At 43.9% G+C, this 21,480-nt stretch carries 16 protein-coding genes; 14 read left to right on the forward strand and 2 right to left on the reverse strand.

What is annotated here, in order from left to right:
* Together I6E11_RS05065 and I6E11_RS05070 are read left to right on the forward strand one after the other, a co-directional pair.
* The coding region (locus I6E11_RS05065; protein WP_235336767.1) for a hypothetical protein at positions 1 to 973 on the forward strand (973 nt) is incomplete at its 5' end.
* A 105-nt stretch (positions 974 to 1,078) separates the two neighbouring features.
* Positions 1,079 to 3,421, forward strand: a complete 2,343-nt coding sequence (locus I6E11_RS05070; protein WP_394800101.1) for a glycoside hydrolase family 127 protein — start codon at positions 1,079 to 1,081, stop codon at positions 3,419 to 3,421.
* A 278-nt stretch (positions 3,422 to 3,699) separates the two neighbouring features.
* On the opposite strand, the gene I6E11_RS05075 is transcribed toward I6E11_RS05070, so the two are convergent.
* Positions 3,700 to 4,572, reverse strand: a complete 873-nt coding sequence (locus tag I6E11_RS05075; RefSeq protein WP_394800102.1) for an NAD kinase — start codon at positions 4,570 to 4,572, stop codon at positions 3,700 to 3,702.
* A 118-nt stretch (positions 4,573 to 4,690) separates the two neighbouring features.
* Between I6E11_RS05075 and I6E11_RS05080 the strand changes: the two genes are divergently transcribed.
* From I6E11_RS05080 to I6E11_RS05135, 12 genes are all read left to right on the forward strand, one after another.
* Positions 4,691 to 5,404, forward strand: coding sequence for a pyridoxine 5'-phosphate synthase (locus I6E11_RS05080; RefSeq protein WP_235336771.1), 714 nt, complete (start codon positions 4,691 to 4,693; stop codon positions 5,402 to 5,404).
* Positions 5,405 to 5,442: 38 nt separating this feature from the next.
* A complete protein-coding gene (locus tag I6E11_RS05085) occupies positions 5,443 to 6,162 on the forward strand; it encodes a MotA/TolQ/ExbB proton channel family protein (RefSeq protein WP_235336772.1) in 720 nt (239 codons plus the stop codon).
* Positions 6,163 to 6,166: 4 nt separating this feature from the next.
* Positions 6,167 to 6,583, forward strand: a complete 417-nt coding sequence (locus tag I6E11_RS05090; protein WP_235336773.1) for an ExbD/TolR family protein — start codon at positions 6,167 to 6,169, stop codon at positions 6,581 to 6,583.
* Positions 6,580 to 7,356 carry an energy transducer TonB family protein gene (locus I6E11_RS05095; RefSeq protein ID WP_235336774.1) on the forward strand — a complete coding sequence of 259 codons (777 nt, stop codon included), beginning with the start codon at positions 6,580 to 6,582 and terminating at the stop codon, positions 7,354 to 7,356. Before I6E11_RS05090 ends, I6E11_RS05095 begins: the two co-directional genes overlap by 4 nt.
* Before the next feature lie 38 nt (positions 7,357 to 7,394).
* The gene (locus I6E11_RS05100) at positions 7,395 to 7,940 is read left to right on the forward strand and encodes a DJ-1 family glyoxalase III (protein ID WP_235336775.1); all 546 of its coding nucleotides are present in this window, start codon (positions 7,395 to 7,397) and stop codon (positions 7,938 to 7,940) included.
* On the forward strand, positions 7,940 to 8,629 hold the full coding sequence (locus I6E11_RS05105) for a 2-C-methyl-D-erythritol 4-phosphate cytidylyltransferase (protein WP_235336826.1): 690 nt from the start codon (positions 7,940 to 7,942) through the stop codon (positions 8,627 to 8,629). The genes I6E11_RS05100 and I6E11_RS05105 overlap by 1 nt, the downstream gene beginning before the upstream one ends.
* Entirely contained in the window at positions 8,605 to 10,701 is a 2,097-nt protein-coding gene (gene recG, locus I6E11_RS05110) for an ATP-dependent DNA helicase RecG (RefSeq protein ID WP_235336778.1), read from the forward strand. The genes I6E11_RS05105 and recG overlap by 25 nt, the downstream gene beginning before the upstream one ends.
* A 150-nt stretch (positions 10,702 to 10,851) precedes the next feature.
* The gene (locus tag I6E11_RS05115; RefSeq protein WP_235336780.1) at positions 10,852 to 12,471 is read left to right on the forward strand and encodes a sialate O-acetylesterase; all 1,620 of its coding nucleotides are present in this window, start codon (positions 10,852 to 10,854) and stop codon (positions 12,469 to 12,471) included.
* A gap of 53 nt (positions 12,472 to 12,524) precedes the next feature.
* A complete protein-coding gene (locus I6E11_RS05120; protein ID WP_235336781.1) occupies positions 12,525 to 14,018 on the forward strand; it encodes an MFS transporter in 1,494 nt (497 codons plus the stop codon).
* A 40-nt stretch (positions 14,019 to 14,058) separates the two neighbouring features.
* Entirely contained in the window at positions 14,059 to 15,177 is a 1,119-nt protein-coding gene (locus I6E11_RS05125; protein ID WP_394800103.1) for an endo-1,4-beta-xylanase, read from the forward strand.
* Between the two features lie 74 nt (positions 15,178 to 15,251).
* Positions 15,252 to 16,250 carry a glycoside hydrolase family 43 protein gene (locus I6E11_RS05130; protein WP_235336783.1) on the forward strand — a complete coding sequence of 333 codons (999 nt, stop codon included), beginning with the start codon at positions 15,252 to 15,254 and terminating at the stop codon, positions 16,248 to 16,250.
* Positions 16,251 to 16,411: 161 nt separating this feature from the next.
* Positions 16,412 to 18,430 carry an alpha-glucuronidase gene (locus tag I6E11_RS05135; protein ID WP_235336784.1) on the forward strand — a complete coding sequence of 673 codons (2,019 nt, stop codon included), beginning with the start codon at positions 16,412 to 16,414 and terminating at the stop codon, positions 18,428 to 18,430.
* Positions 18,431 to 18,824: 394 nt separating this feature from the next.
* Here the strand turns inward: I6E11_RS05135 and alaS are convergent, their stop codons facing one another.
* Entirely contained in the window at positions 18,825 to 21,446 is a 2,622-nt protein-coding gene (gene alaS, locus I6E11_RS05140) for an alanine--tRNA ligase (RefSeq protein WP_235336785.1), read from the reverse strand.
* Between the last annotated feature and the right edge of the window lie 34 nt (positions 21,447 to 21,480).

Raw genomic sequence — 21,480 nt, forward strand, 5'->3', positions numbered from 1 at the left:
TGGTATATCTGACAGACCTCTTATGGCTGTGCATACAGATATAACCATTGATAAGAATACTGAAATTAATTTTATTCCAACATATATAGTATCATCCATAGAAATAGAATTGGATAATATACCGGTTGATATCCAAAAAATACATGTTGAAATTTCTCCTGCTAGTTGCGGGTACGAAATAGATGGTGGTTATTCTGATAGGATTATGCAGTCAGTAGTGGATTGTTATCCTAAAAATAATAAATGGGTATCAGGACAGATATTTTTATTTCCTATGGAAGGCTATAAAACAGTTATAACCGTAATTTTGGATAATGGTGATTCAATTAAGAGTTATTCATATACATTGTCTGAAGGTTTTAAACAGGGACAACCTTATAAAATTACCGGTGGGTTTGATGATGAAGGTGAGCTTGGTATTAATGGAAACTTTCAAATATCCGGATGGAACTTAGAAGAAGAAATTGTACTTGACTTTGAAAATGAAATATCTGATGATGAAGGTGAAACGGATAGTGGGGATTCCTCAATAGAGGATGATGTTTATTTCGTTGATGCATTCCCTATTGCTAATTCCATTTGGGGACCGTTCTATGTATGGAAAGTAACGGAACAAGATTCAGATGAAGCTTTTGTTACGTTGATATCTCCAGATCAATGGTTTAAAATCTTTAAGGAAGGTGAGGCTATGGAATTACTTGAAGGATATGAAATAGATGGAATTACAGGTTGGAGTACTTTTTCAAGAGACGAAGCTGAGGAATTCTACAAAGAATTTTCAGATGATCTTAATGCTTTAAATACATTGTTGAGAGAAAATGGACATAATATTTTTTATACTGAAAACAGATATTTATGTGAAAATGGTGAGTCAGCCTTCAATATGTTTGGAGGAATTAATATTCGGCCTGCTGGATATACCGTAAAATATCATCTTAGACCTGTGATTACAATAAAGTTACGAAAAAGATAAATTGTGGTACTTAAGTAAACTTTTTGATTTATTTATCTTGGTAAAAGTTGTAAGTTATACACTTAATTGTATCTTTGCGCCATTGTTTTGTTAACTATAAAAATAATGGGAAACATGAGAAAACTGTATTTATTAGGATTGATGTTCTTTGCATCAGTAGGTGTAGGGGCTGCTTTGCCTCAAAAAATTAAAACATTTCCAGTTAGCGAGGTAAGATTGACTACCGGGGTATTTAAGAATGCTGAAAGTTTGGGCAAATGTTATCTTTTGGGACTTAACCCTGATAGATTATTGGCTCCTTATATGAAGGAGGCAGGTTTGTTGCCAAAAGCCGAAAATTATCCTAATTGGGAAAATACTGGATTGGATGGTCATATAGGTGGTCATTACTTGTCAGCTTTATCTTATATGTATGCATCTACTGGAGATGCAGAAATTAAAGCTAGGTTGGATTATTTTTTGTCTGAAATGAAACGTTGTCAAGATGCGTCTCGTAATGGTTATTTGTGTGGCGTTCCTGGTGGAAAAGCAATTTGGAAAGAAATTAAAGATGGAAAAATTAATGCCAATCCTTTTGGCTTGAATAATAGATGGGTTCCACTGTATAATATACACAAAACTTATGCTGGATTGCGTGATGCCTATGTTGTTGCCGGACAGGAAGATGCAAAAGATATGCTTATAGCACTTACTGATTGGATGATGGAACTAGTTTCTGGATTAAATGATGAGCAAATACAAGATATGCTTAGAAGCGAACATGGAGGCCTTAATGAAATCTTTGCAGATGTGTATGGTATTACTGGAGATGAAAAATACCTGGAATTGGCAAAACGTTTTTCACATAGAGTTGTACTTGATCCTCTTTTGGAAAAGAAAGATGCTCTTACAGGAATGCATGCAAATACACAGATCCCAAAAGTTATTGGGTTTAAAAGAATTGCCGATTTGGGTAGTAATAAGGATTGGAGTGAAGCTTCAGAGTTTTTCTGGAATACTGTTGTAAACAATAGAAGTGTTTCTATTGGTGGAAATAGTGTTAGAGAACATTTCCATAAGTCGGATGATTTCTCGAGTATGATGACTAGCGAACAGGGACCTGAGACTTGTAATACTTATAATATGCTTAGGTTGACAAAGATGCTTTATCAGACTTCTGCTAACACATCCTATATGGATTATTATGAGCGTGCATTATTTAATCACATTTTATCAAGCCAAAATCCGGTGCAGGGAGGGTTAGTTTATTTCACACCAATGCGTTCAGGACACTATAGAGTTTATTCTCAACCACAAAATTGTTTTTGGTGTTGTGTAGGTTCTGGTATGGAAAATCACGCCAAATATGGAGAGATGATATATGCTTTGCGAGATAAAGAACTTATTATTAATCTGTTTATTGCTTCTGAACTTAATTGGAAAGAAACAGGCATGGTATTTACCCAAAAGACTTCTTTTCCAGAGATGGAAAGTACAAAAGTTGTAGTAAATACCTCAAAAACGAAAAAAATGAAAATAAGTTTCCGTTGCCCTGAGTGGATTGATAAAGATAGAGTTGCTTTTATGGTAAACGGAAAAAAAGTTGAGGCTGTATTAAATAACGGATATTATACGCTTGACAGGAAATGGAACGATGGGGATGAAATAGAGATGTCTTTACCTATGAACTTGCGTGCAGTACAGCTTCCTGATAAGTCTTCTTATTATTCTTTTATGTATGGTCCTATTGTATTGGCTGCAGATTTGGGCAAGGAAAGACTTGATGGACAATTTGCCGATGATAGTAGAGGTGGGCATATTGCATCGGGACCGCAATTACCTTTACAAGGATTTCCTGTAATAGTAGGTGATGAAAATAATATAGTTTCTAATATAAAGAAAGAAAGTTCTGATAAACTTGAGTTTAGACTGTATGGAACATATCCTTCAAGATATGAAGGTATGACGCTTAAACCATTCTATAAAACGCACGAATGCAGATATATGATTTATTGGGAAGTTGTATCAGGTGAGGAGTTGAAAAAAAGGCAAGAGGAACTTACCAAAGCAGAAGAACAGCGCATTAAATTGGAGAAAATTACTGCTGATATGGTAGCTTGTGGTGAACAGCAACCAGAAAGTGATCACTTTATAGAAATGGAAAATTCAGTTATAGGCAGTGAACAGGGAACTCCTTGGCGTGAAACGCGTGGATGGTTCTCTTATAAGATGAAGTCTAATGGAAAACCGGTAAATGCCATAATGGTGAAAACTTTTTGGGATTCATCAAGAAATGCTGTGCTTTATGTTAATGGAACTAAGGTAGGTGATATTGATGGTAATATCACACAGAATGTACTGAAACTTCCTAAGGAATTGTTGAAAGCATCAGAATGGAATGTGAAAATTATGCGTGGGACATCTGATGTTACTCAGAAGTTCTGTTCCATCAGATTGATTTTTGAATAATAATATAACCGACCGTATTCCTTGGAGATTAAGTGAATACGGTTGGTATTTGACTTAATTCCATGTCGTTTGACAGGTGTCAAACGGTTGTCCGACACGTGTCAAATAATTGTCTGACAACTGTCAAACGATTGTCTGACACCTGTCAAACGATAGAAAAACCCAAATTTTATGTGCGTTATTACGATTGTCTGACTTATTTCTGTGAAAAAAGAAGTAAGCAAGGTCTTTTAATGCCTAAATTAAACGATGAATTCCAAATCTGAAACTTTAGTTATTTATATTCTATTGTCTGCTCCCCACATCATTTTTTCTCTGAGTGTATTGAAAAAAGTATGATTTTTTCTCTTTACAATCTTTGTAAAATGATTGGCCCTTTTTATTGTAAGCTTTGTCTCTTCGTGACAACTTTCGCTTCTGCCATCAACCGCAATCAGAAAATTATGGCTTCTGCTTGCAACCTCTAGTGTTATTTCCCAATCATCACGTATGACTATAGGACGCACGTTGAGACTGTGTGGCGCTACAGCAGTGATACTAATGGTCCCGCTTTGAGGAACCATGATAGGACCATTAACGCTTAGTGAATATCCGGTAGAACCGGTTGGAGTCGCAATAATAAGACCATCCGCCTGATATATATTTAAAAGCTCATTGTTTATGTATGCTTTTATTGTTATCATGGAAGAGCTGTCTCTTTTTAGGACTGCTATTTCATTTAAGGCATAAGGACAACCTTTTAGAATGTTGTTTTCACATGTAAGTTTAAGTACTCTTCTTGGCTCTGCAATGAAATCTCCATTATATATATCATCAAATGTTTCTTCCATTTCGTCTGGTGATATAGCTGCCAGAAATCCTAATCTCCCGGTGTTAATACCCAAAATAGGTATTTCTTTTTCTCCTACACGGCTAGCGGCTTTTAGAAATGTTCCGTCTCCACCAATACTTAATACCATGTCGGCTGTGAAATCGTTTCCATCAAATATTTGAAGAGAACTTAAATCTGTCTGAGTGTGTATTCTTAGAAATTCATAGAATTCGTGACTAATACATATTTCTGCGTTTCTTTTACGCAAAATCTTAAGTAAATGAGTTATGTGGGCTGATTTGTGTTCTTGATATGTATTTCCAAAAATGGCAAATTTCATCTCCTTTTGCATAAAGTGTAGCTTGTTATCAATCTTTTTTAACCTGTATGTTAGTTGGTTTATGATAAAACCTACTAACTTTGCATTCTGATATGCAAAGATATAAAAATCATCAATTATGACCAAACTAAGTGTAAATATAAACAAGATTGCAACTTTACGTAATGCACGTGGCGGTAATAACCCTAATGTCGAGAAGGTTGCATTGGATTGTGAAACTTTTGGAGCTGAAGGTATAACTGTACATCCCCGTCCTGACGAACGTCATATCAGGTATAGTGATGTGTATGCATTGCGTCCACTTCTTAAAACAGAGTTTAATATTGAAGGTTATCCTTCTGCCGATTTTATAGATCTGGTGCTGAAGGTTAAACCCCATCAGGTTACATTAGTTCCAGATGCTCCTGATCAGATAACATCAAATTCGGGATGGGATACAAAGAAAAATTTGGAATTTTTGTCTGATTTGATGGATAGATTTGGAGAGGCTGGTGTAAGAACTTCTATATTTGTAGGAACAGATATAGAAATGATTGAATATGCTGCTCGGGCAGGTGCTGATAGAGTGGAATTGTATACCGAACCATATGCGTCTGCATATAAAAAGAATCCTGAGGAGGCAGTAGCTCCTTTTGTAGAGGCAGCCAAAGCTGTGCGCAAGTTAGGTATGGGGCTTAATGCCGGTCATGATTTGAGCCTTGAAAACTTGGAATTTTTTCATCGTAATATACCTTGGCTTGATGAGGTCTCAATAGGTCATGCTTTGATATGTGATGCTCTATATCTGGGATTGAAGAAAACTATTGGGGAATACAGAAAATGTTTGGAGTGAACTGACATTTAAAACTAATATTAAACAACAAAAAACTCATGCAATTAATCACTCTTATGGCAGCTGCGCAGACAGTGGCCGACACAATGGCGGGTGCCAATCCGGTTCTTACTCCGGTGGTAGATGCTGAACCGCAAATGAATCTTTGGGATATGGCTCTTAAGGGCGGATGGATTATGGCTGTGCTGGCACTCATGTCGGTTGTGGCATTTTACATCTTTTTTGAACGTGCTTTTACTATAAGCCGGGCAGCGAAAGAAGATCCGTTGTTTATGGACAGAATACGTGATTATATACGTAGTGGAGAAATAAAATCGGCTATTAACTATTGTCGTATCGCTAATACTCCTGCTGCAAGAATGATAGAAAAAGGTATCACCCGTATGGGACATCCTGTGGCAGACGTTCAGGCTGCAATAGAGAATACGGGAAATATAGAAGTGGCAAAGTTGGAGAACGGACTTTCAATAATGGCTACCATTTCCAGTGGAGCCCCTATGTTGGGTTTCCTGGGAACTGTAACGGGTATGGTACAGGCTTTCTGGAATATGGCAAATGCCGGTAATAATATTGATATCACTCTTCTGTCAAGTGGCATTTATGAGGCTATGATTACTACAGTTGGTGGTCTTGTCGTTGGTATTATAACAATGTTTGCCTATAATCATCTGGTTTATAGAATAGATAAAGTTGTAAGCCGGATGGAAGCTCGTACAATGGCTTTTATGGATTTACTGAACGAACCTAACGAAAAATAATATCATGGCACTGAAGAGAAGACAAAGGATATCACCGGGATTCAGTATGTCGTCAATGACTGACCTGATATTCCTGTTACTGATATTTTTTATGATTACTTCTACCATGGTTTCGCCTAATGCCATTAAGGTGTTGCTTCCGCAAGGATCACAGCAGACATCGGCCAAGCCTATGGCAAGAATTATCATAGACAAGAATTTGAATTATTATGGCGCTTTCGGTAATGAAGATGAAATGCCGTTGTTTATAGATGAGGTGACGGGCTTTCTACAGAATTGTGCAGCCAAGGAACCTGAAATGTATGTGGCTCTGTATGCCGATGAGTCTGTTCCTTATAGGGAGATAGTACGCATTCTGAATGTAGCAAACGAAAATCATTTTAAAATGGTGTTGGCCACAAGGAGACCTGATAAAAAATGAAGAAAAGCAAAATAACAGGATTTGTAGGAACACTGTCTGTACATGTTCTTGTCGTAGTGTTGCTTCTCTTGCTTAATCTGGATATACCGGAAAAGCAGGAGGAGGGAGGTGTACCTGTTATGATGGGGAATACCGACCTTGCTCAAGGTAACGCAGACCCATATATGATGACTGAGGTGGACGTGATGCCACAGCCCCAACCTGATGTGCAGAGTTTGCCGGAGCAGCAGACGGAAGTGGAGCAGCCTATGATAACACAGCAGGATGAACCATCGCTGACGGTCAAGGAAGAAAAAACTGAGGTAGTAAGGGAGAAAACAGAGGCAGAGAAACGTGCCGAAGCCGAAAAAGCGGCAGCTCAGGCTGCAGCGAGCAAAATTGCAGGAGCTTTCGGGAAGGGAGCTCAGATGGGTAGTAAAGGTACTGCAACATCGGGTTCTGGAGTACAGGGCAGGACTGACGGTAATAATTCTACGGGAGGAATGTCAGGTATAGGAGGTTATGGAACTTTCGATTTGAATGGACGTAGTCTTGGACAGGGTGGACTACCGGTGCCAGTATATAATGTACAGGAAGAAGGACGTGTGGTAGTAACTATTGTTGTTAACCCTGCAGGGCAGGTGATAAGTACAAGTATCAATAAACGTACAAATACGGTGAATCCTGCATTGAGAAAAGCTGCTGAGGATGCAGCTCGTAAGGCTCGTTTCAATGCTGTGGATGGGCCAGATAATCAGAGTGGTACTATAACGTATTACTTCAGACTTAGATGATGGAAAATTAATACTGAAAAAAACTAAAAACCAAAAATATGAAACCAATGATTTTTCTTGCTGAAGGATTCGAGGAATCCGAAGCTTTGTTGCCGCTTGATATTTTACGTCGCGGTGGTGTGGATGCTATTACAGTTTCTGTATCCTCAGATAAAATTGTGAAAAGTTCTCATGGTGTTCAGGTTGTTGCTGATGCTGTAATGAACGAAATATCTGCTGCTGATGTACGGATGATTATTTTGCCGGGTGGACTTCCCGGGGCAACAAATCTTGATGCTTGTGAAGCTCTTGACAGAATGATTATGGACTTTGCAGCGGCCGGCAAGCCTATGGCTGCCATTTGTGCTGCTCCTATGGTGTATGGCAAACGTGGTTTGCTCAAGGGAAAGAAGGCTACTTGCTATCCTGGTTTCGATAAATATCTGGATGGAGCTGAATACACTGGCAATTTAGTGGAATGTGTAGATAATTTTATCCTTGGTAAAGGTCCTGCCGCCGCAGCAGAATTCGGTTTTGCAATATTGGAGAGCCTTGTGGGACGTGAAAAGGCTGATGAGGTGAGAAAAGGTATGCTTTACGCATGATGAAACAACATGTTATTATAGTAGCAGGAGGAAAGGGATTGCGTATGGGAGGTGATTTGCCCAAGCAGTTTCTTCCTCTTGCTGGCAAGCCTGTGCTGATGCGAACGATGGAGAATTTTTTTTCCTTTTCGCAGAAGATAAATATCATTCTGGTTCTTCCACAGGCTCATCAAGAATACTGGCATAATCTGTGTGAGGAATACTCATTCGTGGTGCCACACCGAATTGCAGATGGAGGTGAAACCCGTTTCCATTCGGTACGTAACGGCTTGGCGCTAGTGGACGATGAAGATGCAGTGGTGGCCGTTCACGATGGAGTACGCCCGTTTGTGTCGCACGATGTTATCAGTCGATGTTTTGATATGGCTGCTGCCGGAAAGGCTGTAGTACCGGTGACTGGTGTAATAGAAACGCTCAGACTGGTGGAGCATAACGGTATGAGTGTTACTGTGCCACGTGATTCTTATAGGTTAGTTCAAACTCCTCAGGTGTTTCCGGCACAGATGCTGAAAGAAGCATATTCCGCAGGTTATAGGGAAGAGTTTACAGACGATGCTTCTGTTGTTGAAGCTATGGGGCAGAGCATTGAACTGGCAGAGGGCAATAGGGAGAATATTAAAATTACCACACCTTTCGATATGGTTGTGGCCGAAGCACTGTGGAAATGTCCTTATCATCCCGCGATATAAAATTCCTGCCCGGTGTGGGACCACACAGAGCAGAAATTCTTGAAAAGGAACTGGGTATCCGTTCCTTTAAGGACTTACTGTATCATTTCCCATACAAGTATGTAGATCGCAGTCGTATATATTATGTTTCAGAAATAGATGGTACAATGCCTTACATCCAACTTAAAGGGCAGATTCTGAGTTTCGAAACTTTAGGTGAAGGAAGACAGCGCAGGTTGGTCGCTCATTTTTCTGATGGTACAGGCGTGGCTGATCTGGTATGGTTTCAAGGATTAAAATTTGTTACAGGAAAGTATAAGTGCAGGCAAGAGTATATTGTATTCGGCAGGCCGACTGTTTTCGGAGGTAGGGTGAATATTGCTCATCCGGATATTGAAAGAGCCGATGAAGTAACGCTCTCGTCTATGGGACTCAGACCGTATTATAATACTACAGAGAGAATGAAGCGCATGAATATATCATCGGGCGCGATAGAAAAACTCATGGCTACTCTCTTCAGTGTGGTAGGGGATGATATTAATGAAGAAACATTGAGTCCCGGTATAGTATCTGCACATGGATTGATGCCGATTGCAGAAGCTTTGCGTAATGTACATTTCCCGCGGAATCCGGAAGTGCTTAGGCGTGCACAATACAGACTGAAGTTCGAGGAATTGTTCTACATACAACTTAATATCTTGCGTTATTCACGTGAGAGAAGAAACCGTTTTGGTGGTATTGTTTTCAGCAGGGTGGATGAAAATTTCAACACTTTTTATTCTGAATATTTACCTTTCAGTCTTACGGGAGCACAGAAACGTGTGGTTCGTGAGATGCGTCGCGACATGGGTAGTGGACGGCAGATGAATCGTTTGCTGCAGGGAGATGTGGGGAGTGGAAAGACTCTTGTAGCACTATTGGCAATGCTTATTGCGCTTGATAATGGATGTCAGGCGTGCATGATGGCTCCTACTGAGATTCTGGCGTCGCAACATTACGAGACATTGTGTCGTTTTCTTGCCGGGATGAATGTAAGGGTGGAATTACTTACAGGTTCTGTCAAAGGAAAAAAACGCGAGACAATACTCGGAGATCTTATGGCAGGTACTGTGAATATACTTGTGGGAACACATGCTGTGATAGAGGATACGGTGGAGTTTGCATCTTTGGGATTGGTGATTATAGATGAACAACATCGCTTTGGGGTGGAGCAGAGAGCCAGACTGTGGGCCAAAAACAAGATTTTACCACATGTGCTGGTTATGACGGCTACTCCTATTCCACGTACACTGGCTATGACGCTTTATGGCGATCTGGATGTGTCTGTAATAGATGAGTTGCCTCCCGGCAGAAAACCTGTTACTACCGTGCACCGTTTTGAAAGTATGAGGGCTTCTATGTATGAGTTTGTGCGTGGACAGTTACGTATGGGGCGTCAGGCGTATATCGTCTATCCGCTGATACAGGAGAGCGAGAAGATGGATATTAAAAACCTCGAGGATGGATATGCTACCGTGTGTAACGTGTTCCCTGAATATAAAGTAAGTCGTGTACATGGGAAGATGAAACCGGTGGAGAAGGATGAGGAAATGCGTCGTTTTGTATGTTGTGAAACACAGATTATGGTTGCAACTACAGTGATAGAAGTAGGTGTTAATGTTCCTAATGCATCAGTAATGGTTATAGAAAATGCCGAACGTTTCGGACTTTCTCAGTTGCATCAGCTTCGTGGAAGAGTAGGTAGAGGGGGCGATCAGTCTTATTGTATTCTAATGACAGGATATAAGCTGTCGGAAGAAACTCGCAAAAGGATTCAGATAATGGTTGATACAAACGATGGCTTTGAAATAGCTGAAGCAGACTTGAAATTACGTGGCCCCGGCGATATAGAGGGAACTCAGCAGAGTGGGGTGGCTTTCGACTTGAAAATTGCAAATCTGGCACGCGACGGGCAGCTGTTGCAGTATGTGCGTAATGTCGCGGAACGTATTATCGATGACGATCCGCAAGCCGTAAAACCTGAGAATGCTGTGGTGTGGCGACATCTGGCGGAAATCAGGACACGCAGTGTTGATTGGTCTGCAATATCATAAAAAAATATATTTGTGGGGCGCGATGTAACATACAGCAAAGTTTTTGTTACATTCCGTCTTCCCCATGTAACCTCTCACAAACCCTTTGTATCATACGGACAATCCTCTGCCACGGGTTTTAGCTATCTTTGCCTTAAATAAAATATTATCATGAAGACACATAGTTTATATTCTGTTATTACCGCTCTGCTATGGATGGTGGCACCGCTGTCCGGAATTGTGGCAGGGGTGAGGATGTCCCCTCTGTTTGCCGATGGCATGGTGCTTCAACGCGGACGCGTGGTGGAGATAGGCGGATGGGCGGATCCGGGAGAGAAAATCAGTTTCAGTATGGCAGGCACGAACAGCACTGTATATGCCGACAGCCTTGGCCGATGGACCGTAAGGCTTCAGCCTATGAAGGCAGGTGGGCCGTATGTGATGAAGGTGAACGATGTTACCTTGAGGGATGTGTTGGTGGGCGATGTGTTTCTGTGCTCAGGACAGTCGAACATGGAACTCACTGTGGCCAGGGTGATGGACAGGTTTGCCGACGAAGTGAACGGATATGAGAACACGCGCGTGAGGTATCTCAAGGTGCCTTATGCATGGCGTTTCGATAATCCGGCAGACAGCATACGCCGCGAGCCCTGGAAGGCTATGACGGAGCGAAACGTGCCGGGATTCTCGGCCTTGTGTTATTTCTTCGGCAGATTGCTGCAGGAGCGCACGGGTGTGCCGGTGGGTATTGTGAATGCCAGTTGGGGTGGCACGCCGGTGGAGGCATGGACCGGCGAGGATGCGCTGAAGGATTTCCCCGAATATATAAATCTGAAATCAATGTATGAGAACAAACAGCTGACGGACGAGATTACGCGTATGGAACGTTTGCGCTCGGCGCAGTGGGGCAGGCAGCTGTACATGACCGATCCTGGTATTCATGCTCCTGTACCCTGGTATGCGGCTGATATGGACGACAGCAGCTGGCAGAGGGTGGATATGTTCTCGCCATCATGGGCTATGCGCCGGGGGCGTCCGGCAGCAGGTTCGCATTGGCTCAGAAAGGATTTCACACTGACGGCACAGATGGCGCAGGGCGAGGCTGTGTTGCGCCTGGGGTGCATGGTGGATGCAGACTCGGTGTATGTGAATGGCCGTCTGGTGGGCTCTACAGGCTATCAGTATCCTCCACGCATATATAAGGTGCCTGCCGGATTGCTCCGCGAGGGTAGGAATCAGGTCACCATACGCCTGGTGAGTTATGGTGGAAAGCCGTCGTTCGTACGCGAGAAGCCTTACAAAATTATATGTCGTGGCGGTGAAGTGTCGCTGGAGGGAGAGTGGAAACACTGTGCCGGGGCACAGATGCCGTCGGCTCCACAGTCCACGTCTTTTCAGAATATGCCAACGGGACTTTATAATGGCATGATTTATCCACTCAGAGACTACACGTTCAAGGGGGTGGCATGGTATCAGGGCGAATCGAATGTGGGACGCTGGAATGAATATGCAGCCTTGCTCTGTGCGATGATGAAGGACTGGCGATGTACTTTCGGCGATAATCTTCCTTTTTATATAATAGAACTTGCCGATTTCCTTGCTCCTGAAGATCCTGGCAGAAAGGCGTGGGCTGAGATGAGAAAGCAGCAGGCTATGGCGGCACAGCAGGATGGCAATGCTACTCTGATAAAGAACAGCGATACGGGTGAATGGAATGATATCCATCCGCTGGACAAGAAAACGCCGGCAGAAAGACTGGTCAGAGCTGTACTCTCTTCTCTTAATGAATAATTAAGAATTAAGAATTCAAAACTTAAAACTAAAAAACTAATAACCTCACACTCATGAATATTCTTAACAAAAAAGTGTCCATGGCCGAGAAGGTAGGCTACGGACTGGGAGACTGCTCGGCAAACCTCGTCTTCCAGATGATGATGATTTATCAGACAAAGTTTTATACCGATGTGTTCGGGTTGGAGGGTGCCATAGCCGGCACCGTGATGCTCGTGGCACGCATAGTGGATGCGTTTGTGGATCCCACTGTGGGTATTATCTCCGACAGAACCAACACTCGCTGGGGAAAGTATCGCCCGTGGGTGCTATGGACCGCACTGCCATTTATGGTGTTCTATGTGCTGGCGTTCTATAACCCCGGCATCGAGGATAAAGGGCTTGTGGCTCTGTATGCCACTATATCGTACACTTTGCTCATGACTATGTACTCTTTCAACAACACTCCTTATTCTTCATTGGGAGGAGTGATGTCGGCCGATATAAAAGAACGTACCAGTATCACTTCGGTGAGGTTCGTATTCTCCACCATAGCGCAGTTCGTGGTGCAGGGACTTACTCTCCCACTGGTGAGCAAGTTCTCAGAGGGAGCGGACAAGGCGCACGGATGGCTGTGCACCGTCTCGCTGTTTGCAGCTGTGGGACTGGTGTTCCTGCTCGTGGTGTTCTTCTCTAGCAAGGAGCGTATCACTCCTCCGGCAGGACAGAAGAATGACACCCGCCAGGATATAAAGGATGTGCTTGGCAGTGTGCCTTGGAAGGCGATGTTCGTACTTACCCTCTTCGTCTTTATTACCCTGGCCATGTGGGGAAGTGCCATGAATTACTACTTCGAGAATTATGTGGACCCGGTGGCTTTGTATGCTTTCCTGGATAATATAGGATTGGCTTCGGCCGAGGTATCCGACTCTTGGGGATATACCGTGCTCAATGCCTTTGGACTGATTGTGAACTCGCCTGATAAGGCTTACGAGGTAGGTTTCGGCGTGTTTAATATGCTGGGTGCGCTGGTTCAGTTCTTCGGCGTGATTTTCCTGTCGGAATATCTGGCAGCCAAGTATGGCAAGAAACGTACGTTCATAGTGTGTCTTGCTCTCACTGCAGTATTCACAGCCATGTTCTATTTCCCTGCCAGGGACAACATCGGATTTATGTTTGCACTTAACTTCCTTAAGAGTCTGGCTTATGCACCTACTGTTCCTCTGCTTTGGGCTATGATAGCCGATGTGGCCGATCATTCGGAATATGTCCACTATCGCCGTGCCACAGGCTTCGTGTTTGCCGGAGTGGTGTTCGCCCTAAAGGCAGGCTTGGGTGTTGGAGGTGCCATCCTTGGTTTCCTGTTGTCCGGCTTCGGGTATGTGTCCGGCGCGGGTGTGGCACAGACGGAATCTGCAGTGAACGGTATCGTACTTTCTTCAAGTATCATCCCGGCAGCATGTTTCTTCGTGGGAGTGATAGCACTCTTCTTCTATCCTATCAGTAAGGAATATAACGAAAAGATGCAAGCAGAACTGAAAATCAGAAGAAGCCGAAACGACTACTAACAACTAAAAACCAACAACTAACAACTAAAAACTCATACTCATGAAATTCAAAAACATTTTTGCCGCGTCAGTTTGCGGTGCCATGATGGCAGCTTGTGCAGGAAACTCTGCAGATGTAACTGTAGAAAAAGGGCTTAAAGATGCCGTAGGCGACAAGTTCCTTATCGGAACAGCACTTAACGTATGGCAGTCTGGTGGTATTGATACTTCGGCAGTGAAGATTGTGAAACGACACTTTAATGCCATTGTTGCAGAAAATTGCATGAAGATGGAGGAAGTGCATCCGGCGGATGGAGTGTATGACTTCAAGGAAGCCGACAAGTTTGTCAACTTCGGTATTGAGAACGGACTGACTGTGATAGGTCACTGTCTGATATGGCACTCACAGTGTCCCAAGTGGTTCTTCCTCGATGAAAAAGGAAATACTGTTTCACCGGAAGTGCTTAAGCAGAGAATGAAAGAGCACATCACTACAGTGGTTACCAGATATAAAGGAAAAATTAAGGGATGGGATGTGGTGAACGAAGCCATTGTGGAAGATGGTTCGTACCGCAAAAGCAAGTTCTATGAGATTTTGGGCGAGGAGTTCATCCCATTGGCATTCCAGTATGCTCACGAGGCTGACCCGGACGTGGAACTTTATTATAACGACTACGGCATGAATGTGAAGGGCAGACGCGACGGCGTGGTGAAGATGGTGAACCGGCTCAAGGAACGTGGATTGCGCATCGATGCCGTTGGTATGCAAGGACACATGGGAATGGATTATCCTGATATAAAGGAATTTGAAGAGAGTATGCTTGCTTTTGCAGCTACCGGCGTGAAAGTAATGATTACTGAATGGGACATGAGTGCACTGCCTACAGCACGTCAGAGTGCCAATATCTCGGATACCGTGGCGTTCAAGAAATCTCTCAACCCTTATCCGGAAGCATTGCCAGACTCGGTAAACAAGGCCTGGAATGACAGAATGATGCAGTTCTTCAATCTATTTGAGAAACATGCCGACATCGTTACACGCGTCACAGCATGGGGAGTGAGCGATGGCGATTCGTGGAAAAACAACTTCCCGGTGAAAGGTAGAAAGGATTATGCATTGCTGTTTGACCGTAACTATCAGCCTAAAGAATTCGTAAAAGAAATTATTAACAGGGACTAGATACTAGGAACCTAGTCAACTAGTACCTGGTGTCTAGTATCTGAAAATAAATAACAACTAACAACTAAAAAATCATGAAAAAAGAAGAAAGATACCTTTTCCCTGCCGACTATATGGCAGACCCATCAGTACATGTATTCAACGGCCGTCTGTATATCTATCCTTCGCACGACCGCGAGTCCGGTATTCCTGAAAATGATAACGGTGACCATTTTGATATGAATGATTATCATGTTCTCTCTACCGACGATGTCATGCATGGCGAAGTAACCGACCACGGTGTAGCACTGCGTGTGGCAGACATCCCTTGGGCAGGACGTCAGCTTTGGGACTGCGATGTAGCTTATAAAGACGGAAAGTATTATCTTTATTTTCCTTTGAAAGACCGTAATGACATTTTCCGTATGGGTGTAGCCATTAGTGACAAGCCTGAAGGTCCTTTTATCCCTCAGCCTGACCCTATCCGCGGAAGTTACAGTATCGATATGGCTGTGTTCCGCGATGACGACGGCAGCCACTATATCTATTTTGGTGGTATCTGGGGCGGACAGTTGCAGCGCTATCGTGACAACAAGGCTATCGAGAATCCTCACCTTCCTGCCGATGATGAACCGGCATTGCCTAGCCGAGTGGTTAAACTTGCCGATAATATGCTTGAGTTTGCTGAAGAACCACGTCCGGTAATAATTCTTGGAGAGGATGGAAAGCCTCTTACTGCAGGCGACCCTCACCGTTTCTTCGAAGCTTCTTGGATGCATAAGTATAACGGCAAGTACTATCTGTCATACTCTACAGGCGACACTCATCTGTTGTGCTATGCTGTGGGGGATAATCCTTACGGACCATTTACATATCAGGGAGTTATTCTTACTCCTGTCATCGGATGGACTACCCATCACTCTATTGCCGAGTATAAAGGAAAGTGGTATCTTTTCCATCACGACTGTGTACCATCAAACGGAAAGACATGGCTTCGCAGCCTGAAGGTTGTGGAATTGGAGTATGATGCCGACGGAAAGATTATAACTATTGAAGGAAGTGAGGATATAAGTAAGTTTGGACAGAGATATTGATAGGTTACAAGGCTTTTCTATAGTTGATAAGGTCTCTATCCGGAAGGCAACCTTGTCAATTTAAAATTATATGACATAAGTACATAAGAACATATACAAGTAAAAAATCTGTTCTTTTGTTCTTTTGTCAAAAAATATATTCACAAGCTTAACACTTTTTCATGCTGAAACGAATATTATTAGCTTTGTTTATATGCACTGCAGCGCTGCCATCCCATGCCGAGGACGGCAGCCGTCTGTGGTTGCGCTATGACACTGTGTCCGTCTGTCCACAGATAGAAAATGATGTAGAATCACCCACCATGCGCATTGCCGTGAACGAGCTGTCAACCTTCTGGCATGGAGGTAAAGTCTCACTACAGCTAATGGCAGATGATAAATACTACTCTCTGGGCAAAGACGGATATACCATTACTGCAAAGGACAATGTTATAACCTTGCGTTCACTTTCCGAAACAGGACTTCTTTATGCAGTCTATCATCTGTTGCGCTTGCAGGCCTCAGGAAAAGACTGTTCTGCTTTGGATATCTGCGAGAAACCGATGAACGATATTCGCATACTTAATCATTGGGATAATCCCGACGGAACCATTGAACGAGGATATGCCGGACGTTCACTATGGAAATGGGATGAGCTGCCTGCCACCCTCTCGCCAAGGTATGCAGAATACGCTCGTGCCAATGCATCAATAGGAATTAATGGCACTGTGCTGAATAATGTCAATGCCTCACCAGATGTCCTTTCGTACGACAATCTGAAAAAAATCAAGGCATTGGCAGACCTCTTCCGCCCTTACGGGATAAAAGTCTACTTGTCTGTGAATTTTGCTACACCGATGAAACTCGGCGGACTTACCACAGCCGACCCACTAGACAAGAAAGTGGCTGACTGGTGGAAAATGAAGGTGCATGAAGTGTATTCATTGATTCCAGATTTCGGTGGATTTCTTGTTAAAGCCAATTCCGAAGGACAACCTGGCCCGTGCGATTATAACCGTACTCATGCTGAGGGAGCTAACATGCTGGCTTCTGCTATGAAACCTTATGGAGGTATCGTGATGTGGCGAGCCTTTGTCTACAGTCCTACGGATGATGACCGTGCCAAGCAGGCATATCTTGAGTTCAAACCTTTGGACGGTAAGTTCCTTGACAATGTCATTGTTCAAGTCAAGAACGGACCTATCGACTTCCAGCCACGCGAACCATACAGTCCGCTTTTCGGTGCTATGCCCCATACCCGGCTAATGGTAGAGTTTCAGGTCACACAAGAGTACCTGGGACACTCCAACCATCTGGCATACCTCGCCCCCATGTGGAAAGAGTTCTATCAGTACTTTCCCCCATCGGCTATGCGCGCGGCCGCCGGAGTGGCAAACATAGGCGACGACACCAACTGGTGCGGAAACGACCTGGCACAGTCCAACTGGTATGCTTTCGGCCGTTTGGCATGGAATCCCGCGCTCACATCTCAGGAAATTGCAGAAGAGTGGCTGGCACAGACATTTACTACTGACAGACGTTTCCTTCGCCCTATGACTGAAGTTATGCTGCAAAGCCGTGAGGCCGTGGTAGACTATATGATGCCGCTCGGTCTGCATCATATATTTGCCTGGGGACATCATTATGGCCCTGAACCTTGGTGTGAGATAGAAGGTGCACGTCCTGACTGGCTCCCTACATACTATCATCGTGCTGATATCGAAGGCTTAGGTTTCGACCGTACCACAGAGGGTAGCGATGCCGTTTCGCAGTATCCTGATTCTCTGGCTGCAGTATTAAATAATATTGATATTTGTCCTGAGGAATTCATTCTATGGTTTCATCATGTTCCGTGGAAGTATGAAATGAAGTCCGGGCGTACTATGTGGGATGAACTTTGTATGCACTATCAGCATGGTGTGGATGCAGTACGAAGTTTTCGTGATACATGGACTGCCATGTCACCTTACGTGGATGCTGAACGTCATGCCGCTGTGTTGCATCGTTTTGAGATACAGGCATCAGATGCAGTATGGTGGAAAGACGCCTGCCTGGAGTATTTCCGCACATTCTCACATATGAAATATCCAAAGGGAGTGGAGAAACCCCATTTCAGTTTGAAGAAATTGAAGAAAGTAAATCTCCCAATAGATAATTATACTTGTCCGTCTGCAGAGATGCTCCCCGGATTCAAGAAATAAAGGAACATTGTTTAGGTTTGATTATAGGAATAGAGGCTGCTGCATATTTGGGATGCGGTAGTCTCTTTTCGTATTCCACTTCATCTTAACTGACATACTACATGGTTTCTGCCTGTTTTTCGTTTTCGCGTAACCTGAAGTATCTGTTGCTGTAATAAGTTGAAATAATGATGTAACGTAAAGAACACTATATGTAACAATAACTTTTTGTGATAGCCGCCCGGTATGTGTGGACAGGCTATATTACAATCCCGACGGAACTATGAAGCCTGTGATACAGACTCAGGAAGGAATAAAGTAGAAAAGTATTAGAGTAATAAAGAATAAAAGGAGACAGAGCTACACATTTTGGCCCTGTCTCCTTTATATTTTATTGTCTTACAGTCTTTTGGAATTATTTCTTTCCTGCAAGTTCCAGCAGCTTGTCTACAGCCGCATTCAGTCCATCGGTATTCTTGCCACCCGCTGTAGCGAAGTGAGGCTGACCGCCACCGCCACCTTGAATCAGTTTCGCAGCTTCGCGAACCATAGCTCCTGCATTCATTCCGGCCTTCACCAGGTCCTCGCCAAGCATCACAGTAAGCATAGGCTTGCCTTCGTATGCGCTACCTATAGCTACAAGCAAGTTGGCACCCAATTCGCCCTTCAGCTGGAATGCCAGGTTCTTCACTGTGTCGGCAGGCAGAGGAAGCACTGCGCTCACCACTTTCATTCCTTCCACGTCTTTTGCGTTTTCTATCAGCTTGGCCTTAACAGTAGCCTCTTTCTCTTTCATGAACTCTTCAACCTGCTTTTTCAGACCCGAGTTCTCTTCAATGTATTTGTTTATTGCCACTTTAAGGTCCGGAGCATTATTGAACAGCGCCTTCAGGTCAGTCAGAGTATCCTGTATAGTGTCCAGCATCTCTTCCACCTTGGCACCCGTCACAGCCTCGATACGGCGTACGCCAGCAGCCACAGAGCTCTCGGAAATGATTTTCATCATACCTATCTTGCCGGTAGCCGATACGTGAGTACCACCGCAGAATTCTATGGACGAACCAAATTGAACCACGCGAACTTCGTCACCGTATTTTTCGCCGAAGAGTGCGATTGCACCAAGTTCCTTAGCCTTTTCTATAGGCAGATTGCGATATTCAGTCAAAGGTACATTCTCACGTATCCTGGCGTTTACCAGATGTTCCACCTCGCGGATCTGTTCAGGAGTAACCTTCTGGAAGTGAGAGAAGTCGAAACGCAAGGAGTCAGGAGTCACCAGAGAACCCTTCTGCTCTACATGCGTACCAAGCACGCTGCGCAAGGCCTCGTCCAGCAGGTGAGTACAAGAGTGGTTGGCAGCACAAGCGCTGCGTTTGTCCGTATCCACGCACGCCATCATCGGAGCCTCAGGATGTTCCGGCAATTTCTTTGCGATGTGTATAGGCAGATTGTTTTCCTTCTTCGTGTCGATAATGTCGATAGTCTCAAACTCGCTCACCAGCACACCCGTGTCGCCCACCTGGCCACCACTTTCGGCATAGAAAGGAGTGTCGCTCAGTACAATCTGGTACAGAGTCTGATTTTTCTGTTTCACCTGCCTGTAGCGCAGGATGGAAGTCTCATATTCAGTATAGTCGTATCCCACGAACCGAGTTTCGCCTTCCTTCAGTGTCACCCAGTCGCCGGTCTCCACAGCTGCAGCATTACGCGCACGCGCTTTCTGCTTTTCCATCTCCGCCTCGAAACCCTTCACATCGGCAGTAAGACCGTTTTCGCGGAGGATAAGTTCTGTAAGGTCGAATGGGAAACCGAATGTATCGTACAGAGTGAAAGCATCCACACCGCCGATTTCAGTCCGTCCGGCAGCCTTAGTTTCGTTCATCGTCTTGTCCAGCAGGCGTATACCGGTTTCAAGAGTACGCAGGAATGATTCTTCCTCTTCCTTAATAACCTTCTCTATCAAGCTCTGCTGAGCCTTCAGTTCAGGATAAGCGCCACCCATGTTTTCCACCAGTACAGGAACCAGACGATACATGAAAGCCTGCTTCTGTCCCAGGAAAGTATAAGCATAGCGCACAGCACGACGCAGGATACGACGGATCACGTAACCCGCCTTTGCATTAGATGGCAGCTGTCCGTCAGTGATAGAGAAAGAGATAGTACGTATATGGTCTGCAATAACGCGCATTGCCACGTCAGTTTTCTCCTCTTTTCCGTAAGTCACACCTGCCATGTCGCCTATCACTTTGATGATTGGCTGGAACACGTCAGTATCATAGTTAGAACGTTTTCCCTGCATAGCCATACACAGACGTTCGAATCCCATACCTGTGTCGATAACCTTTGCAGGCAGCGGCTCCAGGCTGCCGTCCGCCCTGCGGTTATACTGCATGAACACCAGGTTCCAGATTTCTATCACCTGTGGATGGTCGTGGTTTACAAGTTCACGTCCCGGCACAGCCGCACGTTCTTCTTCCGTGCGAAGGTCGATATGGATTTCCGAGCAAGGTCCGCACGGTCCTGTATCTCCCATTTCCCAGAAATTGTCATGTTTGTTGCCGTTTATGATATGATCTTCCGGCATATACTGTGCCCAGTAGCCTGCAGCCTCGTTGTCGCGTTCCAATCCTTCTTCAGGACTTCCTTCGAACACTGTTGCATAAAGGTTCCGTGGGTCAATCCCCAGTACGTCTACCAGAAATTCCCATGCCCATGAGATAGCTTCCTTCTTGAAATAATCTCCGAAAGACCAGTTTCCCAGCATTTCGAACATTGTGTGGTGGTAGGTGTCGTGTCCCACCTCTTCCAGGTCATTGTGCTTTCCACTTACACGCAGACACTTCTGAGAGTCTGTAACACGTTTATATTTTGCCGGATGATTTCCCAGAATAATATCCTTAAACTGGTTCATACCTGCATTGGTGAACATCAGCGTAGGGTCATCTTTTATCACCATAGGTGCCGAAGGCACAATCTGATGCCCTTTCGACTCGAAAAATTTTACGAACGAGTCGCGGATTTCATTTGCTGTCAACATATTTATATTTGATGATGGTTAATATTCTAAAAAT

The organism is Bacteroides caecigallinarum (genome assembly GCF_021531075.1).
Taxonomy (GTDB): Bacteria; Bacteroidota; Bacteroidia; order Bacteroidales; family Bacteroidaceae; genus Phocaeicola; species Phocaeicola caecigallinarum_B.